The 17,939-nt window shown below is 60.8% G+C and carries 13 protein-coding genes; 5 read left to right on the forward strand and 8 right to left on the reverse strand.

All coding sequences use genetic code 11. The features are described 5' to 3' along the window. Window positions 1–60: 60 nt before the first annotated feature. Together KGB23_RS06365 and KGB23_RS06370 are read left to right on the forward strand one after the other, a co-directional pair. A complete protein-coding gene (locus KGB23_RS06365) occupies window positions 61–837 on the forward strand; it encodes a helix-turn-helix domain-containing protein (RefSeq protein ID WP_223430331.1) in 777 nt (258 codons plus the stop codon). Window positions 838–906: 69 nt separating this feature from the next. Further along, window positions 907–1,401: a hypothetical protein gene (locus KGB23_RS06370; RefSeq protein WP_046046933.1), complete on the forward strand. Its 495-nt coding sequence runs from the start codon at window positions 907–909 to the stop codon at window positions 1,399–1,401. Window positions 1,402–1,609: 208 nt separating this feature from the next. On the opposite strand, the gene KGB23_RS06375 is transcribed toward KGB23_RS06370, so the two are convergent. Together KGB23_RS06375 and ccoN are read right to left on the reverse strand one after the other, a co-directional pair. Then, window positions 1,610–1,831, reverse strand: coding sequence for a cbb3-type cytochrome c oxidase subunit 3 (locus tag KGB23_RS06375; RefSeq protein WP_223430332.1), 222 nt, complete (start codon window positions 1,829–1,831; stop codon window positions 1,610–1,612). A gap of 15 nt (window positions 1,832–1,846) precedes the next feature. Further along, a complete protein-coding gene (ccoN, locus tag KGB23_RS06380; protein ID WP_223430333.1) occupies window positions 1,847–3,274 on the reverse strand; it encodes a cytochrome-c oxidase, cbb3-type subunit I in 1,428 nt (475 codons plus the stop codon). Between the two features lie 435 nt (window positions 3,275–3,709). Here ccoN and KGB23_RS06385 point away from each other — a divergent pair, with 435 nt between their 5' ends. From KGB23_RS06385 to KGB23_RS06395, 3 genes are all read left to right on the forward strand, one after another. Continuing rightward, window positions 3,710–5,383, forward strand: coding sequence for a nitrite/sulfite reductase (locus KGB23_RS06385; RefSeq protein ID WP_223430334.1), 1,674 nt, complete (start codon window positions 3,710–3,712; stop codon window positions 5,381–5,383). Then, complete coding sequence (locus KGB23_RS06390) at window positions 5,380–5,859, forward strand: DUF934 domain-containing protein (RefSeq protein WP_223430335.1); 480 nt, start codon at window positions 5,380–5,382, stop codon at window positions 5,857–5,859. Before KGB23_RS06385 ends, KGB23_RS06390 begins: the two co-directional genes overlap by 4 nt. Before the next feature lie 78 nt (window positions 5,860–5,937). Continuing rightward, window positions 5,938–6,906, forward strand: a complete 969-nt coding sequence (locus tag KGB23_RS06395) for a hypothetical protein (protein ID WP_223430336.1) — start codon at window positions 5,938–5,940, stop codon at window positions 6,904–6,906. A gap of 185 nt (window positions 6,907–7,091) precedes the next feature. Here KGB23_RS06395 and KGB23_RS06400 read toward each other — a convergent pair whose 3' ends face one another. From KGB23_RS06400 to KGB23_RS06425, 6 genes are all read right to left on the reverse strand, one after another. Beyond that, on the reverse strand, window positions 7,092–9,443 hold the full coding sequence (locus KGB23_RS06400) for a tetratricopeptide repeat protein (RefSeq protein ID WP_223430337.1): 2,352 nt from the start codon (window positions 9,441–9,443) through the stop codon (window positions 7,092–7,094). A 108-nt stretch (window positions 9,444–9,551) separates the two neighbouring features. Beyond that, window positions 9,552–12,068: a fused MFS/spermidine synthase gene (locus KGB23_RS06405; protein WP_223430338.1), complete on the reverse strand. Its 2,517-nt coding sequence runs from the start codon at window positions 12,066–12,068 to the stop codon at window positions 9,552–9,554. 183 nt (window positions 12,069–12,251) lie between these two features. Further along, window positions 12,252–13,832 (reverse strand): arylsulfatase, encoded by a 1,581-nt coding sequence (locus KGB23_RS06410; protein WP_223430339.1) that lies wholly within the window; start codon window positions 13,830–13,832, stop codon window positions 12,252–12,254. Between the two features lie 73 nt (window positions 13,833–13,905). After that, window positions 13,906–14,934: an HAD family hydrolase gene (locus tag KGB23_RS06415; RefSeq protein WP_223430340.1), complete on the reverse strand. Its 1,029-nt coding sequence runs from the start codon at window positions 14,932–14,934 to the stop codon at window positions 13,906–13,908. Continuing rightward, on the reverse strand, window positions 14,931–16,361 hold the full coding sequence (locus tag KGB23_RS06420) for a hypothetical protein (protein WP_223430341.1): 1,431 nt from the start codon (window positions 16,359–16,361) through the stop codon (window positions 14,931–14,933). The genes KGB23_RS06415 and KGB23_RS06420 overlap by 4 nt, the downstream gene beginning before the upstream one ends. Further along, window positions 16,358–17,938, reverse strand: coding sequence for a VWA domain-containing protein (locus tag KGB23_RS06425; RefSeq protein WP_223430342.1), 1,581 nt, complete (start codon window positions 17,936–17,938; stop codon window positions 16,358–16,360). The genes KGB23_RS06420 and KGB23_RS06425 overlap by 4 nt, the downstream gene beginning before the upstream one ends. Window position 17,939 lies beyond the last annotated feature (1 nt).

The following is a 17,939-nucleotide window of genomic DNA, read 5'->3' on the forward strand; positions in this document are numbered from 1 at the left end:
AGCATGCCCTTAGTTGAGAGTACCCGTGGCTCTTCATAACGATCTATCAGGAAATTTCACATGCCAGCGGTGCTGAGCCAAGAGCTGCTGGACGGCAGACTCTGCCTGCAGCTTTTGCCCCGTGCGGCTTACAGCGCGCGTGACCCTGTGCAGTGGCAAACCCTTGGGGTGACACTGGAACGTCAACACGGCGTGCACGCCATCGATTCGGATCATCGGGTGGATTTCGACACCTTGCCAGGCGTACTGGCTTACACCCCGGTCGGCGTGGAAGTGTTTTCCGAATCGGCCAGCGGTGGCGAATACCTGCTGATGCGACTGGACGAGTCGTTGGCCCATCAGCATTTACCCTCGGTTGACCACCGTGTGCAGTCTTCAGGTAATCGCCGTGCGCTGATGCTGGGCCGGGAACTGCGTTGTCTGTTGCTCGCTCCGCAACCGGACAGTCTGGCGCTTGAGCAAAGTGCGGTGGAATTCGTTGGTTTGGTGAGTTCAAAGGCAGATATCGCGCAACGTGCCACGCCCAGGGTTTTCACCCGAGTGCTGGATCAGATCGCCGAGCAGTTCCATGAACCCCTGACCCTGGAACAATTGGCGGCCACCTACGGGCAAAACGAGCTGCGCTTTCTGCGCGACTTCACCCGGACCATCGGCCTGACACCCCACGCTTACCTCGTTGAAGTGCGGCTCCAGGCGGCACGCCGGATGATCGAACACTCTGACCTGTCCCTGGCCGACATCGCCCTGGACGCCGGCTTCGCCCATCAGTCCCACATGGGCAGTGCCTTTCGCAAATACCTGGCGATGACGCCCAGCCAATACCGTTCACGCTTTTAGTCGTACGCCGGCAGCGCGCATCTGCCATGCTCAAAGTCCGCAGCACCGTTTCAACAAAGGATCACCGCAATGGACGATGTACAGCAACTGGGTGAGATGCTTCGCCATTACGCAGAAAGCGAAGCGCACAAGAAGCAACTGTTCGAGTCGCAATCGGCCGTGTGGGCGACGCGCATTGGTGAACTGTTCGATCAGATCCAGCAATGGCTGGAACCGGTCCAGGCGCCGAATCTGCTGGAGGTGAGCCGCGAGGCGTATGTCGCCTCGGGGCCGAGCGTTCCGGTCGAAACGTCGACCTTCAAGACCGAGAAGCTGTCCATTGTGATCGCCGGTAAACCGGTTGAATTTGTGCCGGACGTGATGGGTGCCGGTGGTCAGATTTCACTGGCCGTGATGGGCCTGACGGCCGCGCGCTACGGCAGCATTTCGCTGGTATGCCTGCCACCGTCCAGCAGCTGGCAATGGCGCAAGACCAATGGCTTGAAAGATCCGGATACCTTTGCGTTCGATGCGAACTTTCTGGCGCAGCAGTTGCAGAGCCTGATTCCCCGCGAGCGCAGCTAAGGTCAAGAACCACCCCTCACCCCAGCCCTCTCCCCAGCGGGGAGAGGGGGAAAGGGAGCAGATCTCCATGGCTTTCAAGACCTGAGTTCGGCTCGATATTTCAGGTCGATGTAAATTGAAAGAACACCTCGGTCAGTCCCCTCTACCCCCTGGGGCGGTCCGACGTTTCGGGAGGGTTAGGGTGAGGGGTGGCCTTAGCTGACTCCCCTCAAGCTTCCAAATTCCCCCACCCCGGTTTCGCTTCTTCCGGCGCCACCGCCTTCACGGTCTTACCCGTCGCCAACTCCACCCGCCGCGCCACCTCCGGGTCATCGGCAAACGGAATCAGACTGGCTTCATCCAGACTCTCTGCAGTCTGGTGTTTCAGGCAGTATTCAACCGCCAGCCAAAGTCCCACGACGCCCAGCACATTCAGCACGACCTCAATCATCTCAAGCCCCTCGCCTCAGGCAATCTGCGCTTCGCGGTGGGCCATTTCGACGTCCGAAACCCGCACCGTGCGCCAGACGTTGTAAGCCATCAGCAACATCCCGCTGAGGAAGAACACCCCGCCGGCGAAGCGCACCACGAACCCTGGATGGCTGGCCTGCAAGGCTTCGACGAAGGAGTACGTCAGCGTGCCGTCGTCGTTGATCGCGCGCCACATCAAGCCCTGGGTGATGCCGTTGACCCACATCGAGGCGATGTACAGCACGGTGCCAATGGTCGCCAGCCAGAAGTGCGCGTTGATCAGGCCGATGCTGTGCATCTGCGGGCGGCCGAAGACTTTCGGGACCATGTGGTAGATGGCGCCAAACGTGATCATCGCTACCCAACCGAGGGCCCCGGCGTGGACGTGGCCGATGGTCCAGTCTGTGTAGTGGGAGAGGGCGTTGACCGTCTTGATCGCCATCATCGGCCCTTCGAACGTCGACATCCCGTAGAAGGCCAGGGACAACACCAAAAAGCGCAGGATCGGGTCGGTGCGCAATTTATGCCAGGCCCCCGACAGCGTCATCATGCCGTTGATCATCCCGCCCCAGCTCGGTGCCAGCAGAATCAGCGACATCGCCATGCCGAGCGACTGCGCCCAGTCCGGCAGGGCGGTGTAATGCAAGTGGTGCGGACCGGCCCAGATGTACAGGGTGATCAGCGCCCAAAAGTGCACGATCGACAGCCGATAGGAATACACCGGTCGTCCGACCTGTTTCGGCACGAAGTAATACATCATCCCGAGGAACCCGGTGGTCAGGAAGAACCCCACTGCGTTGTGCCCGTACCACCACTGCACCATGGCGTCGGTCGCCCCGGAATACACCGGATAGGACTTGAACCAGTCCACCGGGATCGCCAAGTGATTGACCACGTGCAGCATCGCAATCACCACGATGAACGCGCCGAAAAACCAGTTGCCGACATAGATGTGCTTGGTCTTGCGCTGCACCACGGTGGTGAAAAACACGATGGCATAGGCGACCCAGACCACCGTCATCCACACCGCGCCGGAGAATTCGATCTCGGCGTATTCCTTGGTGGTGGTGTAGCCCAGCGGCAGGGTGATCAGCATCACCACGATCACTGACTGCCAGCCCCAAAAGGTGAATGCGGCGAGCTTGTCCGAAAACAGCCGCACCTGGCAGGTGCGCTGCACCGCGTAATAACTGGCGGCGAATTGTGCGCTGCCGGCAAAGCCGAAAATCACCAGGCTGGTGTGCAGCGGGCGCAAGCGGCCGAAGGTGGTCCATGGCAGGTCGAGGTTCATCTGCGGCCACACCAGTTGCGAGGCGATCCACACCCCCATCGCCATCCCCACGACACCCCAAACCACGGTTGCCACGACGAATTGGCGGACGACCTTGTAGTTATAGGCCTGTCCGATTGCTGCTGTGCTCATGGTCAATGCTTCCACGGTTGCAAAGTCTTGCCAGGCCACCCGGACTGGCATGTCGTCCACTGTAGAAACCCCACCGGAAACAAAACAGACTCAGAAAAACAGAGTTTATGCGGATCAGATTTGAGGTAACCCTGCGGCCATCTGCCACAACCTGATACGGTTTTTTATCATTCAGGTGAATCTGTAATGCACTGCGCCGAAGGTCCATAGTCGCTACCACAAACACCACCAAACCCGTAGCAGCTGTCGAGCAGCGCGAGGCTGCGTTCGGCGGCGAAGCCGTCGTGAAATCAAGCGACTCGGTGGGTCAGGTAAACCGGGTACACAGGGTTTACGACTGCTGCGTCCGAACGCGGCCCGAACCGAACGCAGCCTCGCGCTGCTCGACAGCTGCTACGGGGCAGAGCGTGCGATCAATCCTGATGAGGTAGCCACATGTATCAGTACGATGACTATGACCGGGCCCTGGTCTTTGAGCGGGTCGCGCAGTTTCGCGATCAGGTCGAACGCTTTATGGCGGATGAGTTGAGCGAAGAAGAATTCCTGCCGCTGCGTTTGCAAAACGGCCTGTACATGCAAAAACACGCCTACATGCTGCGCGTGGCGATTCCTTACGGCACGTTAAGCGCGCCACAAATGCGCACGCTGGCGAGCATCGCCCGGGATTACGATCGCGGCTACGGCCACTTCACCACCCGGCAGAACATGCAGTTCAACTGGATCGAACTGGCCCAGGTGCCGGACATCCTCGAACGCCTGGCACACGTGGAAATGCACGCGATCCAGACTTCCGGCAACTGCGTACGCAACATCACCACCGAAGCCTTTGCCGGAGTTGCAGCGGATGAAATGATCGACCCGCGACCACTGGCAGAAATCCTCCGGCAATGGTCGACCATCAACCCGGAATTCCTGTTCCTGCCGCGCAAGTTCAAGATCGCCATCTGCTCGGCGGAACAGGACCGGGCGGCGATCATGATGCATGACATCGGCCTCTATCTTTACCCGGGTACCGACGGGCAAATGCTGCTGCGGGTCATCGTCGGCGGCGGATTGGGGCGCACGCCGATCCTCGGCTTGCAGATCCGCGAAGGGTTGCCGTGGCAACACCTGCTGTCCTACGTCGAGGCGGTGCTGCGCGTCTATAACCGCCACGGTCGGCGGGACAACAAGTACAAGGCGCGGATCAAGATTCTGGTCAAGGCGCTGGGCATCGAAGCCTTTGCCCGGGAAGTGGAGGAGGAGTGGCAGTACCTCAAGGACGGCCCGGCGCAGTTGACCAACGTCGAGTATGAGCGTGTGGCCAGTGCCTTTGTGCCACCGGATTACCGCGCACTGGCGGACACCGACCTCGATTTCGGCACACGCCTGTCCGAAAACCCGGCCTTCGCCCGTTGGGTGTCGCGCAACGTTCAGCCGCACAAAGTGCCGGGCTACGCCAGCGTGGTGCTGTCGACCAAACCGGGCATTGCCTCACCGCCGGGTGATGTCACGGCCGAGCAAATGGAGGCGGTGGCCGGCTGGTCCGAGCAATTCGGTTTTGGCGAAATTCGCATCGCCCATGAACAGAACATTGTCTTGCCCGACGTGCCCAAGGCTGATCTCTACACGCTCTGGAGTCGCGCCTGCGAACAGGGGCTGGGCTGCGCCAATATCGGTTTGCTGACCGACATCATCGCCTGCCCCGGCGGCGACTTCTGCGCGCTGGCCAATGCCAAGTCGATCCCCATCGCGCAAGCCATTCAGGCACGCTTCGAAGACCTCGACTATCTGCATGACCTGGGCGATATCAGCTTGAACATTTCCGGCTGCATGAACGCCTGCGGCCACCACCACATCGGCAACATCGGCATTCTGGGGGTCGATAAGAACGGCAGCGAGTGGTACCAGATCACCCTCGGCGGAGCCCAGGGCAAGAACAGCGCATTGGGCAAAGTCATCGGCCCGTCCTTCAGCGCCGCCGAAGTGCCCGAGGTGATCGAGCAGATCATCGCCACGTTCGTCAATTACCGCGAGAGCGAGGAAGTGTTCGTCGACACCTTGCAGCGCATCGGCCTGGAGCCGTTCAAAGAGCGGGTCTACCCGAAGCTGCTGGAGGTGTCGACATGAACAATTTGCTTCGGTTGGAGGAGGGTGTGGCGCGGATTGTCGCTGATGATCCATGGACCCTGGTCAGGGATGTCAACGATGAATGGCCGGCGGGTGCAATGATTCTGCCGTTGGCCCGTTGGCTTGAAGGCCCACCGCAAAAGGGCGTGTGGTTGGGGCCGGACGATGAGGTGGAAAGTCTCAAGCCGTGGTTTTCACTCCTACCGCTGATTGCCCTCGACTTTCCGAGTTTTCGTGATGGGCGCGGTTACAGCCAGGCGTACTTGTTGCGCACTCGATTGGGCTGGACGGGCGAGTTACGCGCGGTCGGCGATGTACTGCGCGATCAACTCAGCCACATGCGTCAATGCGGGTTCGACAGCTTCGCGGTGCGTGAGGACAAGTCCGCCGAAGATGCGCTCAAGGGACTGGCCGGGATGAGTGTGTTGTATGGGCGCTCGGTGATTGAGCCGCGACCGTTGTTCAGGCGACGTTGAGGGTTTCGCTTGGGTCGATGATGGCACTTTTGGTAGAGTCCGCACCTCATAAGGAAGTTGTATCGAAAGGAGTCTGGTTTGAGCGTGGGCAAAAAGATTTTAGGGTTAATCGCGTTGCTGCTGATGTTGACCCTGTGGGGCGGTTACTTTTATGTGTTCCAGGAAAACCGCGGCGGGCAGTTGGGTGGTGCGTTCGACAGTTACGCCTGGTGCGGCACGCCACCGGCCGCCGATGCGCTGTCGCTGGGCAAGGATCAGCTGACCCTGCGCATCACCAACAACCTGCGTGGCGAGTTCATGCTCAGCGGCGCGGTGATTGTTTCCGAGCGCACTTTCAACCGCTACGACCTGGGCCGAAACGAGCTGCGCCTGCGCCTCGAGCCGCTGCAATGGTCCTACGGCGCCACGCCGATTTTCCTCGAACAGGTGAGGATCAAATCCCTGAGCCGAAACCTCGCTTCTGACAACAAAAGTGCCTACGCGGAGCTCGAGCCGCGACCGATTGGCGTGCAGGGGCGCGCCACCGAGTTTCCCTTCGACACCTACCGCTACGGTTACAAACCGGTGCTGTATTACCTCAAGGGCAATGAGCGCATCGACTTGCGCTTTCGCCACATCACCACGGTGATGGAGATGTCGAACGCCTTTACGCCCATTCAGAAGTACAACCGGGCCGAGTACATCAACGAGAAACATTCGTTGGTTCGCGAGGAAGATTACAAACCCTACGCCACCCATGAATGCGCGTTCAGCGTCGAGCGCAAAGGCTCGTTCAAGGTGATCGTCCTGCTGTTGCTGCTGGTGATTTGCCTGCCGCTGATGCACGTGTTTTATCGCGACGAGCCGGGCATCGATTTTCTCGCCACGCTGGTGAGTATCGGTGCAGTCCGGATATTGCTGGTGGGGCCGTTGCAAGACTTTCAGCTGTACAACATCGACTTCCTGTTCGGCGCGGCGATTTTGCTGGTGGGGACGGTGTCGTTGATCAAGGCGATGCGGGCGAACAGTCGGCGGGAGTTGGCGTTGAAGAGCGGGTCGTCATGGTAATTCCACCGTCCATGTAGCAGCTGCCGAGCAGCGCGAGGCTGCGTTCGGCGACGAAGTCGCCGTGAAATCAGGCGATACGGTTTACAGGAAAACCGCGTTTGCAGGGTTTACGACGACTTCGTCGCCGAACGCAGCCTCGCGCTGCTCGGCAGCTGCTACAGGTTACAGACCGAACGCGTTCAAGATCACTTCAACGCCGGATCCCCCATGTTCATTTTCTTCCAGCCCTGCAACAGCACCTGTGCCTTCGGTTCCTGTCCGTTATCCAGGTAGTACTGGATCAACGACAACCGAGCATTGCGATTGGCCGGCTGCACTTTCAACAATCGCTCCAGCTCTTCGCAGGCCTCATCGACCTTGCCGCTGTCGTGCAACGCCACCGCCAACACGTAACCGTACTGGGCGTTCTGCGGCTCCAGTTGCGCGGCTTTGCGCAGGGCCGGCATGGCCTGGGCGGATTTGCCCGCGCGTACCAGCGACAGGCCTTGAGTGTGTTGCAGCAGGGCGGCATCCGGGTGTTCTTTCAGGCTCTGCTCCAGCAGCGTCTGAGCTTCCTGACTGCGCCCGTTCGCCTCCAGCCATTGCACCAGCGTCACCAGCGCCGGGTAGAAATCCGGATCGCGCTTGAGGGCGGTACGCAGCAGCGCTTCGACTTCGCCGCTACGACCGCTGGCTTGATAGAGCATGGCGAGGTTGAGGTTGGCTTCGGCGCGTTCCAGCAGGCTCTTTTGCACCGCTTCGTATTCGGCGATGGCCGCGTTCCAGTTGTCCTGGGCGCTGCCCAATCCATTACGGGCCACGCTCAGTAGATCCCGAGCCGCGGCAATCCGCACAGCCTTCACCGGGTCGGCCAGCAACGGCGTCAGCAGCGACGCACGCTCCGGTGGCGGCAGGAACGCGCTGATCGCCCGAACGGCGCTTTCACGCACTTGCGGGGCCGGGTTGTTCAAGTCCTTGGTGGCCAGTTTCAACGCCTGTTCGCTTGGGTACAGCGGCAACTCGGCCAGCAGGGTCGCGCGTTGGATCGCTGGCAAATTGCTGCGTTGAAGCTGCTCGTACAAGGCTTGCGCCGCGCCGGGCTGACCATTGCGAATCAGCCACAGGCTTTCGTCGTAACGCGGTGCCTGCGCGGTGGTGGTGTTCCAGAGCTTGAATTGCTCGGTGACCTTGTCGCCAGCCTTGCCCTGGTGACAGGTCAGGCAAGCGTCCGGTGTGCCGAGTTTTTTCGCCCGCTCAGGGTTGGGGATGCTGAAACTGTGGTCATGCCTGAAGTCATTGCCCATGTAGAACTTGCCGGGCATGTGGCAATCCACGCACTGCGAACCCGGTTGGCCCATGGTGTGGCGGGTGTGTTCGATGGAATCGTAATTCTTCGCTTGCAGGCCTTGGCCATCAACGCCTTCCACCGAGGTCTTGCCGGCAGTGTTGTGGCATTGCAGGCAAACACCGTTGCCCGGCGCCTTGAGCTCGGTGCTGTGCGGGTTGTGGCAGTTGCTGCAGCGCACGCCCTTGTCGAACATTTTGCTCTGGGCGAAGGAGCCGTGCTCGAACACTTCGTCCTTGATCTTGCCGTCCAGCGCGTACAACTCGCGGGTCAGGGGGCTCGGCAGGTAGTCATCCATCAGGCGCTTGCCGGCGGTGAAGCCGTCGCCCAATGGCGCGCGGCGCGAGTGGCAGCGCGCACAGGTTTCGATTTCGACAGTGGCGTTCTTGTCCTTCAGGTCGACGGTAAAACCGGCATGGATCAGGTCAGCTTTTTTTGCCGTCCATTCCAGGTGATTGGAGGCCGGACCATGGCAAGCCTGGCAGCCGACACCGAGACTGTTCCAGTGACTGTCGAAGGTGTTTTTCGCAGCATCGAAATTGCGTTTGTAACCGGTGGTATGGCACTCGACGCACATGAAGTTGGCGTTCTGGCTCGGCTTGCTCCAGTGCAACGGGTCTTTGAAGTTCACGCCCTGGCCCGGATAGAGGTGAAACCAGCGGTGCTTTTCGGTATCCCAGGCCACGCCGAGGGCTTGCAACCGACCTTCGCTGACCTCGATCAGGTATTGCTGCAGCGGCGCGATGCCGAAGGTGTAGACGACCTTGAAGTCGGCATTCTTGCCGTCAATCCCGGGGGTGTTGACCCAGAAACCGTCGTCCTTGCGCGAGAAACGGGTGGTTTCGTTTTCCGCTTTGAAGGTGACGTTATTGAAGTCGCCCAGCATTGTTTCGGCATTGGCCTCCTGCATTGCCAATTGGTGATGGGAGCCTTGCCAGTCCTTGACCTGCTCGCTGTGGCAGCCTTGGCATTGTTGCTCATCGACCATCGTTGCCGGCGCCACGGCGACCGGTTGCGGTTTGGCCGGCTGAGCGACCGGCGTACTGACAGGCGCATAAGTCACGGGGGCCGGTTTGCTGCTGAACAGAAACCAGCCGATGCCCGCTATGGCCAACAGCAAAACGCCGAAGGTGACGGGAAACAGGTAACGGTTAATCAAGGTCGGTGGCGAATCAGGGTTTGGCTGTACCGCTTTATTTTTATGTTTCGGCATTGCGACTTCCATAGTCCGGGTGCGTTTGCCGTCAGGCGCGGGTTCAAGCTCGATGCAGCTTTGCCGGATGGCCGGCGTCTGTCAAATGACGGTTGCGGAGGCGCTGCATCACTCCCCGACAAACCACCGGAAATACGGATTCCCCCCATCCCCGCGCATCACCTCGCGAATATGCCTGGCCCACGCGTCCCGGTCACCGTCATAAGCATGCAGGCTCGCCCGATAAAACTGCATCAGGCGTTGCTGGTGCGCGTTCATCCGCTCGTTGAAACCCGCATCGGCATTCACCAGTGGTGGCGCTGTACGCAGGTCCAGCAGGGCCGGCAGTACGCGGCTGATCTCCTTGGCACGCACCCACGGCGCATATTCGATACGCGGCTGATCGTCGGTCACCGGTTGGGCGTCGGCAGCGAAACGCTCCAGGCCTGCACGATCGGTGACCCAGGTCGAGAGCAACGCGGCAGCGGAGCCAATGCCCACGTCCTGCAAGGTGCTGCGCACCGTTTCCTGTTGGAAGCGTTGGCTGATTTTCGTCGCGTCCAGTTCGATCGGTTCCATCGAGCCCACCAGCAGCATTTCGTGGAACTCACTGGTCCACAGGGTGGCGTAAGGGAACACGTCGAGAAAGCTGCGCACCAGTGAGCGCGAATCGTCGATGTTCTGGGTGGGCAGCGGCAACCATTGAGCGACCAGGCCTTGTTTCTCCAGGCGACTGGCGGCCAATTGATAGAAGTCCCGTGAATACAGATTCACCACGCCAGCAGCGGAGGGCGGTGGCGGTTCGAGGGTGATCAAGTCGTAGCGCTGTGGGTTGCGCAGCAATTCCTGTCGGCCATCGTGCAGGCGTACGTCAACGCCGGGGTCGGCGGCCGCATTGAAGTTGCCTTTGAACAACGGTGCGGCTTTGACCACCGATGGCAGCAGTTCGGCCACGACACGATGCTCCAGCCCCGGATAGCGCGTCAGGGCGCCAGCGGTGATGCCGGTGCCAAAACCGATCACCAGCGCCGAGCGCGGTTCGCCATTGTGGATCAGCAGTGGCAGCAACGCCTGGATACGCATGTAGCGCAGGGACGGCATGGCGTCGCCTGTGTTGGACACGCCCTGAATGTACAAGCGCTGGAACGCTTTCTGTCCCTTGCCCTGAGTGACCACGGCGACGGTCCCACCGCGTCCTTCTTCGTAAAAAGCCAGAGTGGCGTTGCGTGCACCGGGGAGCAGGCTGGCGAGTTTGTTCACTGGCGTAAAAACGGCCAGCGCAATCGACAACAGGCCGATAGTGACCACAGCCTGGCGCCGGCCTTTCTTGACCCCATGACCCTTGCGCACCGCGAAGTACCCAATCCCGGCAGCGACAATCGCCAGCAGGCCCAGGGTTCGGACCAGCCCCAGCAACGGGATCAGCACAAACCCGCAGAGCATCACTCCGATAATCCCGCCCAGCGTATTGAACGCCACCACCGCGCCGACAGCCTGACCGACCCGCTCGCGGCCGACGCTCAAGCGCAGGGCCAGCGGAAAGGCGGCGCCGAGCAGCAGGGTCGGTACAAACACGATGCTCACTGCCGCCACCGCAAACCGCGCGGTCATGCCCAGCAGGTCACTCGCACCCAACAACAACACCCAGGTTTCGGCCAGGCTTTGGGCGACCACCAGCCAGCGTCCGAGCAAGGCGATTTCCAGCAACGCGACGAGCCCGGCACAGGCGATCAGCAAACCGAACACACCCCAGGGATCGCGAATGCGATCAACCCGACGGGCCAGCAGGATGCTGCCGAGAAACAGCCCGGTGAGGTACGTCGCCAACACCACCGCAAAGGCGTAAGTACGGGTGCTCATGAACTGCACGATGGACTGCGACCAGACCACTTCGTAACCGAGGGCTACGCCGCCGGCAATTGAGTAAAGCCACAAGGCAACGCGATCGGGTGCTTTGTCGGCGTGGTGCTTGACCGGCGCAGTATCGCTCGGTAGCGAGCGGTGGCGTTGGAGCCACAAGGCACCGACGGCGGCCAGCAGGTTCAGCATGGCCGCGGCCAAGGCACTACCGCGTACACCGAGGGTCGCAATCAACACAAACGCGGCGAGCAGGGTGCCGGCGATGGCCCCGGCGGTGTTCGCCGCGTAAAGCTGACCGCCGGCCTTGCCCAGCTGTTGCGGGTTTGCTGCCAACGAGCGAACAAGCACCGGCAGGGTGCCGCCCATCAGCAGCGCCGGAATGCCCACCAGCGCAAACGGCAACACCCAGGCCAGCAGGCCGACTTGCTGTTCCAGCCAGGCAAACGGGCTGGCTGCGAGGCTCATGGCGAAGGTGGCACCGACACCGAGCACCGCCACCAGCACTTCCAACCCTGCGTAGAGCAGAACCGGCCGCTGCAAGCGATCGGCCCACCGGCCAAACAGCAAACCGCCTAACGCCAATCCGGCAAAAAAGGCGCTGATCCCGGTGGTGATGGCGTACACCTCGACGCCGACCACCAACGATAACTGCTTGATCCACAGCACCTGATACACCAGCGCCGCGGCACCGGAGACGAACAGCAACAGGGCGGGAATCAGCAGCACCGGGGCTTTGCTCTGAGTGGCAGGGATGGCCGACGACTTGCTAGCGACACGTGAGGTCATTGCGGATTGCCTTGTTCCAATTCGAAAAAGTCTGCGACCCTGCCGGCCCCATCGCGAGCAGGCTCGCTCCCACAGTGGACCGCATTTCAAATGTGGGAGCGAGCCTGCTCGCGATGGGGCCGACGCGGTCTCAAGTCAAAATAGGGCCGCTCGCCGGTGAAGGCGAGCGGCAGTCAAGCGGTCTTACTGTGCAGTTTTCATTTTTTCTTCGATTTTTTTGTCTACGGCAGCACGGATCTGGTCAACGCTGAAGCTGGCCGGTTTCTGGCTCGGCGGATACTCGATGAAGGTCTGCAGGAACTGCGCAGACTTGGTAACCGCTTGCGCAACCAGGTAGACGTTTTTGGTAGTCCAGTCGTAATACTGATCGGAAACGGTATCCGCGCGTTCAAACGGGTCCATCCGCAGGTTGAAGATTTTCGGCACCCGCAGGCATACGAACGGTTCGCTCCAGACCTTGAAGCCGCCCGGTGCGCGTTGCTCGCAGAACACGGCTTTCCAGTTGTCGAAACGCATCGACACCAGCACACCGTCATCGTTGAAGTAGTAGAACTCCTTGCGCTCGCCTTTTGGCTGTTGACCGGTCAGGTACGGCAGTTGGTTGTAACCGTCCAGGTGCACTTTGAAGTTGGTGCCGCCCGAGGTCGGTGCCCAGCCTTTAAGGAGTTTGTCTTTCACACCGGTGTCGCCGGCAGCCGCCAGCAGCGTCGGGAACCAGTCAAGACCGGAGAACATCTCGTTGGAGACTTCACCCGGTTTGACCTTGCCCGGCCAGCGAATCATCGCCGGTACGCGATAGGCGCCTTCCCAGTTGGAGTTCTTCTCGTTGCGGAACGGCGTGGTCGCCGCGTCCGGCCAGGAGAACTGGTTCGGGCCGTTGTCGGTGGTGTAGACGACAATGGTGTTGTCGGTGATTTTCAGGTCGTCGAGGGTTTTCAGCAGTTTGCCGACGTCGCCATCGTGTTCCAGCATGCCATCGGCGTACTCGTTGCCGGGCATGCCGCTCTGGCCCTTCATCGACTCGCGCACGTGGGTGAACAGGTGCATGCGCGTGGTGTTCATCCAGACGAAGAACGGTTTGTCCGCCTTGGCCTGTTTCTCGATAAACGCCTGCGCGGCGGCGGTGGTTTCGTCGTCGATGGTTTCCATGCGCTTGGTGGTCAGTGCGCCGGTGTCTTCGATTTTGCCGTCAGCGAAGCTGTGAATCACGCCACGCGGGGAGTTGGCCTTGACGAACTCAGGGTCGTCCTTGGGCCAGTACGGACGCTCGGGTTCTTCTTCGGCGTTGAGGTGGTACAGGTTGCCGAAGAACTCGTCGAAACCGTGGTTGGTCGGCAGGTATTCATCCTTGTCGCCCAAGTGGTTCTTGCCGAACTGGCCGGTGGCGTAGCCTTGGGATTTGAGTGCCTGGGCGATGGTGATGTCACGTTTTTGCAGGCCTACCGAGGCACCGGGCGCGCCCACTTTCGACAGGCCAGTACGCAGCGGTGTCTGTCCGGTGATGAAGGATGAGCGTCCAGCCGTGCAGCTGTTCTCCGCGTAATAGTCGGTGAACATCATGCCTTCTTTGGCGATGCGGTCGATGTTCGGCGTCTTGTACCCGACCACGCCCATCGAATAGGCGCTGATGTTGGTCTGGCCGATGTCATCGCCGAAAATCACCAGAATGTTGGGTTTTTCAGCGGCCCCGGCTGTTGCCGAAATCGCCATCACCGAGGCTGCCACCAGGGCGAATTTCGGTAGCCACTTGTGTATGCGAGTCATCTGACTTGCTCCTTTGCTCACTTGCGTCGCTCAAGCGCGACAAACGTTTTTTGCAGTCCTGCGTAACGCTTTTTTATTGCACGTGCTCGGGGGCGGCGGCCTCGAAGGGATAGATCCGGCGCCATTCGGCGGCCATGTCCACGATAGTCCAGCCACGTGATTTTGCTTCGTCCAGGGCCTTGTCCAGACGACCGATCTGCGATTGACGGTCGTAGGCCCATTCGCGTTTGGCGTCGGTGTGATGCACCAGCCCCATGAAACGTTTACCCGGCCCGGCGGCGGTCCACTGCAACATTTGCAGGTCGCCGTCGGAGTTGCCGAACGCGAGGATCGGGCGCCGGCCGATGACCGCATCGATGCTTTCCGGTTTGCCCGGGCCATCGTCGTTGTGGGCCAGTTTGGCGGTGCGCAGGATCGACGGTTGGCCGTCCTTGAGCTGGTAGGCGGTGACAAACGTGGTGCCGATCACTTGTTCCGGCGGGATGCCATAGACCTTCTCGGCGAAGGCGCGCATGAACGCGGTGTCGCCGCCGGAGACGATGTAGGTCTTGAAGTCCTGGCTGCGCAGGTAATCGAGCATTTCCAGCATCGGCTGGAAGATCATCTCGGTGTACGGCTTGCCGGTTTTCGGATGGCGCGCCTGGGTCAACCAGGTTTTGGCGTAGTCGTCGAAGGCTTCGGTGGTCATGCCGGTGTGAGTGGCACCGAAGATTTTCAGCATGCCGTCCATGCCCGACTCGCCCAGGGCCTTGTGATCATTTTCGAGCACGGCCTTGAAGGGCTGGGTGGTTTTCCATTCCGGATGCTGCGGTGCGGTGCGCTTGACCTCTTCCAGGGCAAACAGCAATTCGAAGTACATCGGCTGCTCGCTCCACAGCGTGCCGTCGTTGTCGAACACGGCGATACGATCGGCGGGTTTGACGAAGTCCTTGCTGCTTTGATCGGTCACTGCCTGGACGAACTCGATAATGTTGGTTTTCGCCGGGCCGTCGTTCCACGAGGGCAGGGGCTCGCGGGTCTGGGCCAGCGCCGGGAGGCTCAGCGCAAGGGTTAACAGCAACGTCAGCCCGTAGCGGTGGCGTAGCGATATCGGGTTCGTCATGGGAAATCCTTCTCGTGAGCGGGATTGAGTGGACGCAGTGCAGGCGCGGCTGATTCGGTATTGCGTTTGGCCTGACTATGCAGCGTAGCCAAGGATTGCATGAGGTGATGCAGCGCCTGTTCTTCGGTGGGTTGACGGCTGTAACAGGCGCGTAACAGGTCTTGCAGGCGCGGGCCAAGGTTCGTCAGTTTCAGGCCCATGCGGCTGCGTCTGACCCATAGGTACAGGGCGCTCAACTGTGCGGGTTTGCCGTCGATTTGCGCCGGAATCTGCCGCCAGGCGTAGTCGGCGGATTCGAGCCACGTGGCGCGTCGGGCGCGGCGTCGGGCCTGCCATTGAAGGTGCGCACGATGGACGAGCGGACGGGCAAACCAGCCGAGCAGCGTCACGGCCACCAGCAGCGCTAATAGCACCAGCCAATGCCCGGAGAGATGCACGCGACCTTGCTGACCCAGGTTTTTCAGGTCTTCGGTGATCGAAAATACCGGCCGATAAGCGCTGTTGGCTGCGGCAGCGAAGGTTACGGCCGGGACTTGGGCCGTTCGGGTCTGTCCGGTGCTGGCGTCCCACCATTTCAGCTCGATCGCCGGCAGGTTATGGCGGCCTTCGGTGTCGATCCGATAGGTCACGGTATCGACGCGCTGGCCACCGTTGAAATGGCCGCGACCGTCATCGAGGTTGCTGATTTGCGGGGTTTTCGGATAACGGCTGAGGCCGGCGACATCCTCCAGCGACGGCACTGGCAGCGACATTGCCAGGGCATCGTCAGCCTGCAAAGTCAGTTGCCGGGTGATGCTGTCACCGACCTTCAGGGGTGTCGCCGAGTTGAGGACTGTTTGCGTGAAGCGCAGTCCTTGGGCCACCAGCACCGGTTCGCCGGGTTGGAACCCTGGCGGTTGTATGGCAATGAAGTGCAGTGGCTGGCTTTGGGCGGTCAACGGCGCACTGGCCTGACCGGGCGTGGCGTGCACCGTCAACGCCGGGATGTCGAAACCCTGTGCCAGATTCGGGGTGATCCGGTAGCTGTAGCGCATGCCGTTGAACGACTTGCCGTCGAGCGTCTGGTTCAGGTGTTCGGCGTGGCCGTCGGGCGGCATGACCAGTGCGCCGGGTAGCTTTAGATCGGGCAGGGTGGGCGCGTCGGTGAACCAGCTGTCGGTGAGGACATCGAGTTGCAGTTGCAGAATGCCGCCGACCATGACTGAGTCGGCGGGTTGCAGGCGGGTCTGGATTCGCAGCTCGGGTTCGACAGCAACGGCTTTGATGCTGATCAGGGAGAAGATCAACAAAGTGCCGAATTTAGTGGCGAATGACCTGGCGCTTTCGCGAGCAAGCCCGCTCCCACATTTGATCTGTATGCAACGCAAATCCCCTGTGGGAGCGGGCTTGCTCGCGAAGGGTGCGACTCGGTCTATCAGACGGGTCATAGTTTGCCTCCCGCCTTATCCTGCAAACTGAATTTCTGCTTCAGGAATTTCGCCGGCGACGTACTGAGGTTCTGCAACCACAGCGCATCCGACGCCGCTTGCTCGGTCTGAACCGGTTTGCTCTGGCCCTTGTCCGGTGCCTTGTCCATTTTGATGTCGTCGGGTTTGACCTCCGGCGCGTTCTGTTCGGCGCTGTCGGTGTCTTTCTGCAAGGCGATGGCCAAGGCCAGGTTGGCGGTGGCTTCAGGGAATTGTGGTTGCACCTTCAACGCCTGGGTATACGCGGCGATCGCCTGATCAAACTTGAAGCGGCGCACGTAAATATTGCCCAGGTAGAAATACGCCTGCGGGGTGTCCAGTCTCGCGAAACTGGCCAGTGCCAGGTCGTAATCGGCGGCGTTGTAGGCGGCGATGCCTTTCCAATAGGGATCGACGAAATGCGCAGCGGCCTGCGGGAAGTGTTCGTGCTCGAAAGCCCAGCGGCCTTGCTGGTCCGGGGTGAAAAAGGCATCGGTCAACGCGTTGGCTTCGGCCGGTGCCGGTTGCAAGCCAATGCCCAGCGCCAGCAACCACCCCGCCATCCAGTTCAGGCTCCAGCCCTTGCGCACGCTGAAGAAGGCGATCAGCAGCAACGGCCAGCACAGCCAGTAACCAGCGTCCTTCCAGTGCAGTTCGCGCTGTTCATCGCTGGCAGCCTGGAAATGCTGCTGAGCGTGCAGCTCGATCCAGTCCAGGTCGTCGTCATTGAGCGTCAGGCTGCCCAACGGCGCATCCAACGTTGATCCAAGCTGTTTGAGTGCAGCCTGATCAAAACTGCCGAGTGCCGGACGCCCCGTGCTGTCGGTACGTGGCTGGCCGTTGGCGTCGTGGATGATCCCGCCGTCCTCGCTGCCGACGGCCAGAATCAGCAGTTGCAGCGCGCTGTCGACCAGTTGCTTGTCCAGACCGCTGAGTTGTGAGGTGTCGGCGCCGTCGGTGATCAGCAGCAGGGTTCCCGGCATCTTCTCGGCGATCAGCAGGCGTTTGGCTTGCTCGATCACCGCGCCGACATTTTTCCCCGGTTTGCTGATCAAGTCGGTGCTCAGGGCCTGAATGAAGGTGTCGAGCAGGGCCGGATCGTCGGTCGGCGGCAATACCAGATGCGCGCTCCCCGCGTAGGCGATCAACCCGCTGCGCGCACCGGCGCGACGCTGGATCAGGTCATGCAGCTTGTGTTTGGCCGCTTCCAGACGACTTGGCTGGACGTCGGTGGCGTCCATGGACGGCGACAGGTCGATGGCGATGATCAGTGGCGCGCGGTTTTCCAGAAAGTCCGGACGGTCCTGTTCCCAGGTGGGCCCGGCAGCGGCGATGGCACCCAGCATCAACAACGCGCACGCCAGATGCTCGGGCCGAAAGCGCTGTTGATCCTGCGGCGTAATCAGCAAATGCGGCAACAAGTGCTCGGCAATGTTGCTGCGCAAGCGCCGTTGCACGTCGCGGCTGCGGCGCCAGAGCCAGGGCAACAGGGCGCCGAACGGCACCAGCAACAGCCACAGTGGACGCAGGAAATGGAAGTCACTGAGATTGATCTCCATC

Source organism: Pseudomonas sp. GL-B-26, assembly GCF_019947405.1.
Lineage (GTDB): Bacteria > Pseudomonadota > Gammaproteobacteria > Pseudomonadales > Pseudomonadaceae > Aquipseudomonas.

Excerpts from the sequence above, each read along its gene's own strand:
- KGB23_RS06365 (WP_223430331.1), top strand. The coding sequence starts at position 61 with ATGCCAGCGGTGCTGAGCCAAGAGCTGCTGGACGGCAGACTCTGCCTG.
- KGB23_RS06370 (WP_046046933.1), top strand. The coding sequence starts at position 907 with ATGGACGATGTACAGCAACTGGGTGAGATGCTTCGCCATTACGCAGAA.
- KGB23_RS06375 (WP_223430332.1), bottom strand. The coding sequence starts at position 1,831 with ATGATTGAGGTCGTGCTGAATGTGCTGGGCGTCGTGGGACTTTGGCTG.
- ccoN (WP_223430333.1), bottom strand. The coding sequence starts at position 3,274 with ATGAGCACAGCAGCAATCGGACAGGCCTATAACTACAAGGTCGTCCGC.
- KGB23_RS06385 (WP_223430334.1), top strand. The coding sequence starts at position 3,710 with ATGTATCAGTACGATGACTATGACCGGGCCCTGGTCTTTGAGCGGGTC.
- KGB23_RS06390 (WP_223430335.1), top strand. The coding sequence starts at position 5,380 with ATGAACAATTTGCTTCGGTTGGAGGAGGGTGTGGCGCGGATTGTCGCT.
- KGB23_RS06400 (WP_223430337.1), bottom strand. The coding sequence starts at position 9,443 with ATGCCGAAACATAAAAATAAAGCGGTACAGCCAAACCCTGATTCGCCA.
- KGB23_RS06405 (WP_223430338.1), bottom strand. The coding sequence starts at position 12,068 with ATGACCTCACGTGTCGCTAGCAAGTCGTCGGCCATCCCTGCCACTCAG.
- KGB23_RS06410 (WP_223430339.1), bottom strand. The coding sequence starts at position 13,832 with ATGACTCGCATACACAAGTGGCTACCGAAATTCGCCCTGGTGGCAGCC.
- KGB23_RS06415 (WP_223430340.1), bottom strand. The coding sequence starts at position 14,934 with ATGACGAACCCGATATCGCTACGCCACCGCTACGGGCTGACGTTGCTG.
- KGB23_RS06420 (WP_223430341.1), bottom strand. The coding sequence starts at position 16,361 with ATGACCCGTCTGATAGACCGAGTCGCACCCTTCGCGAGCAAGCCCGCT.
- KGB23_RS06425 (WP_223430342.1), bottom strand. The coding sequence starts at position 17,938 with ATGGAGATCAATCTCAGTGACTTCCATTTCCTGCGTCCACTGTGGCTG.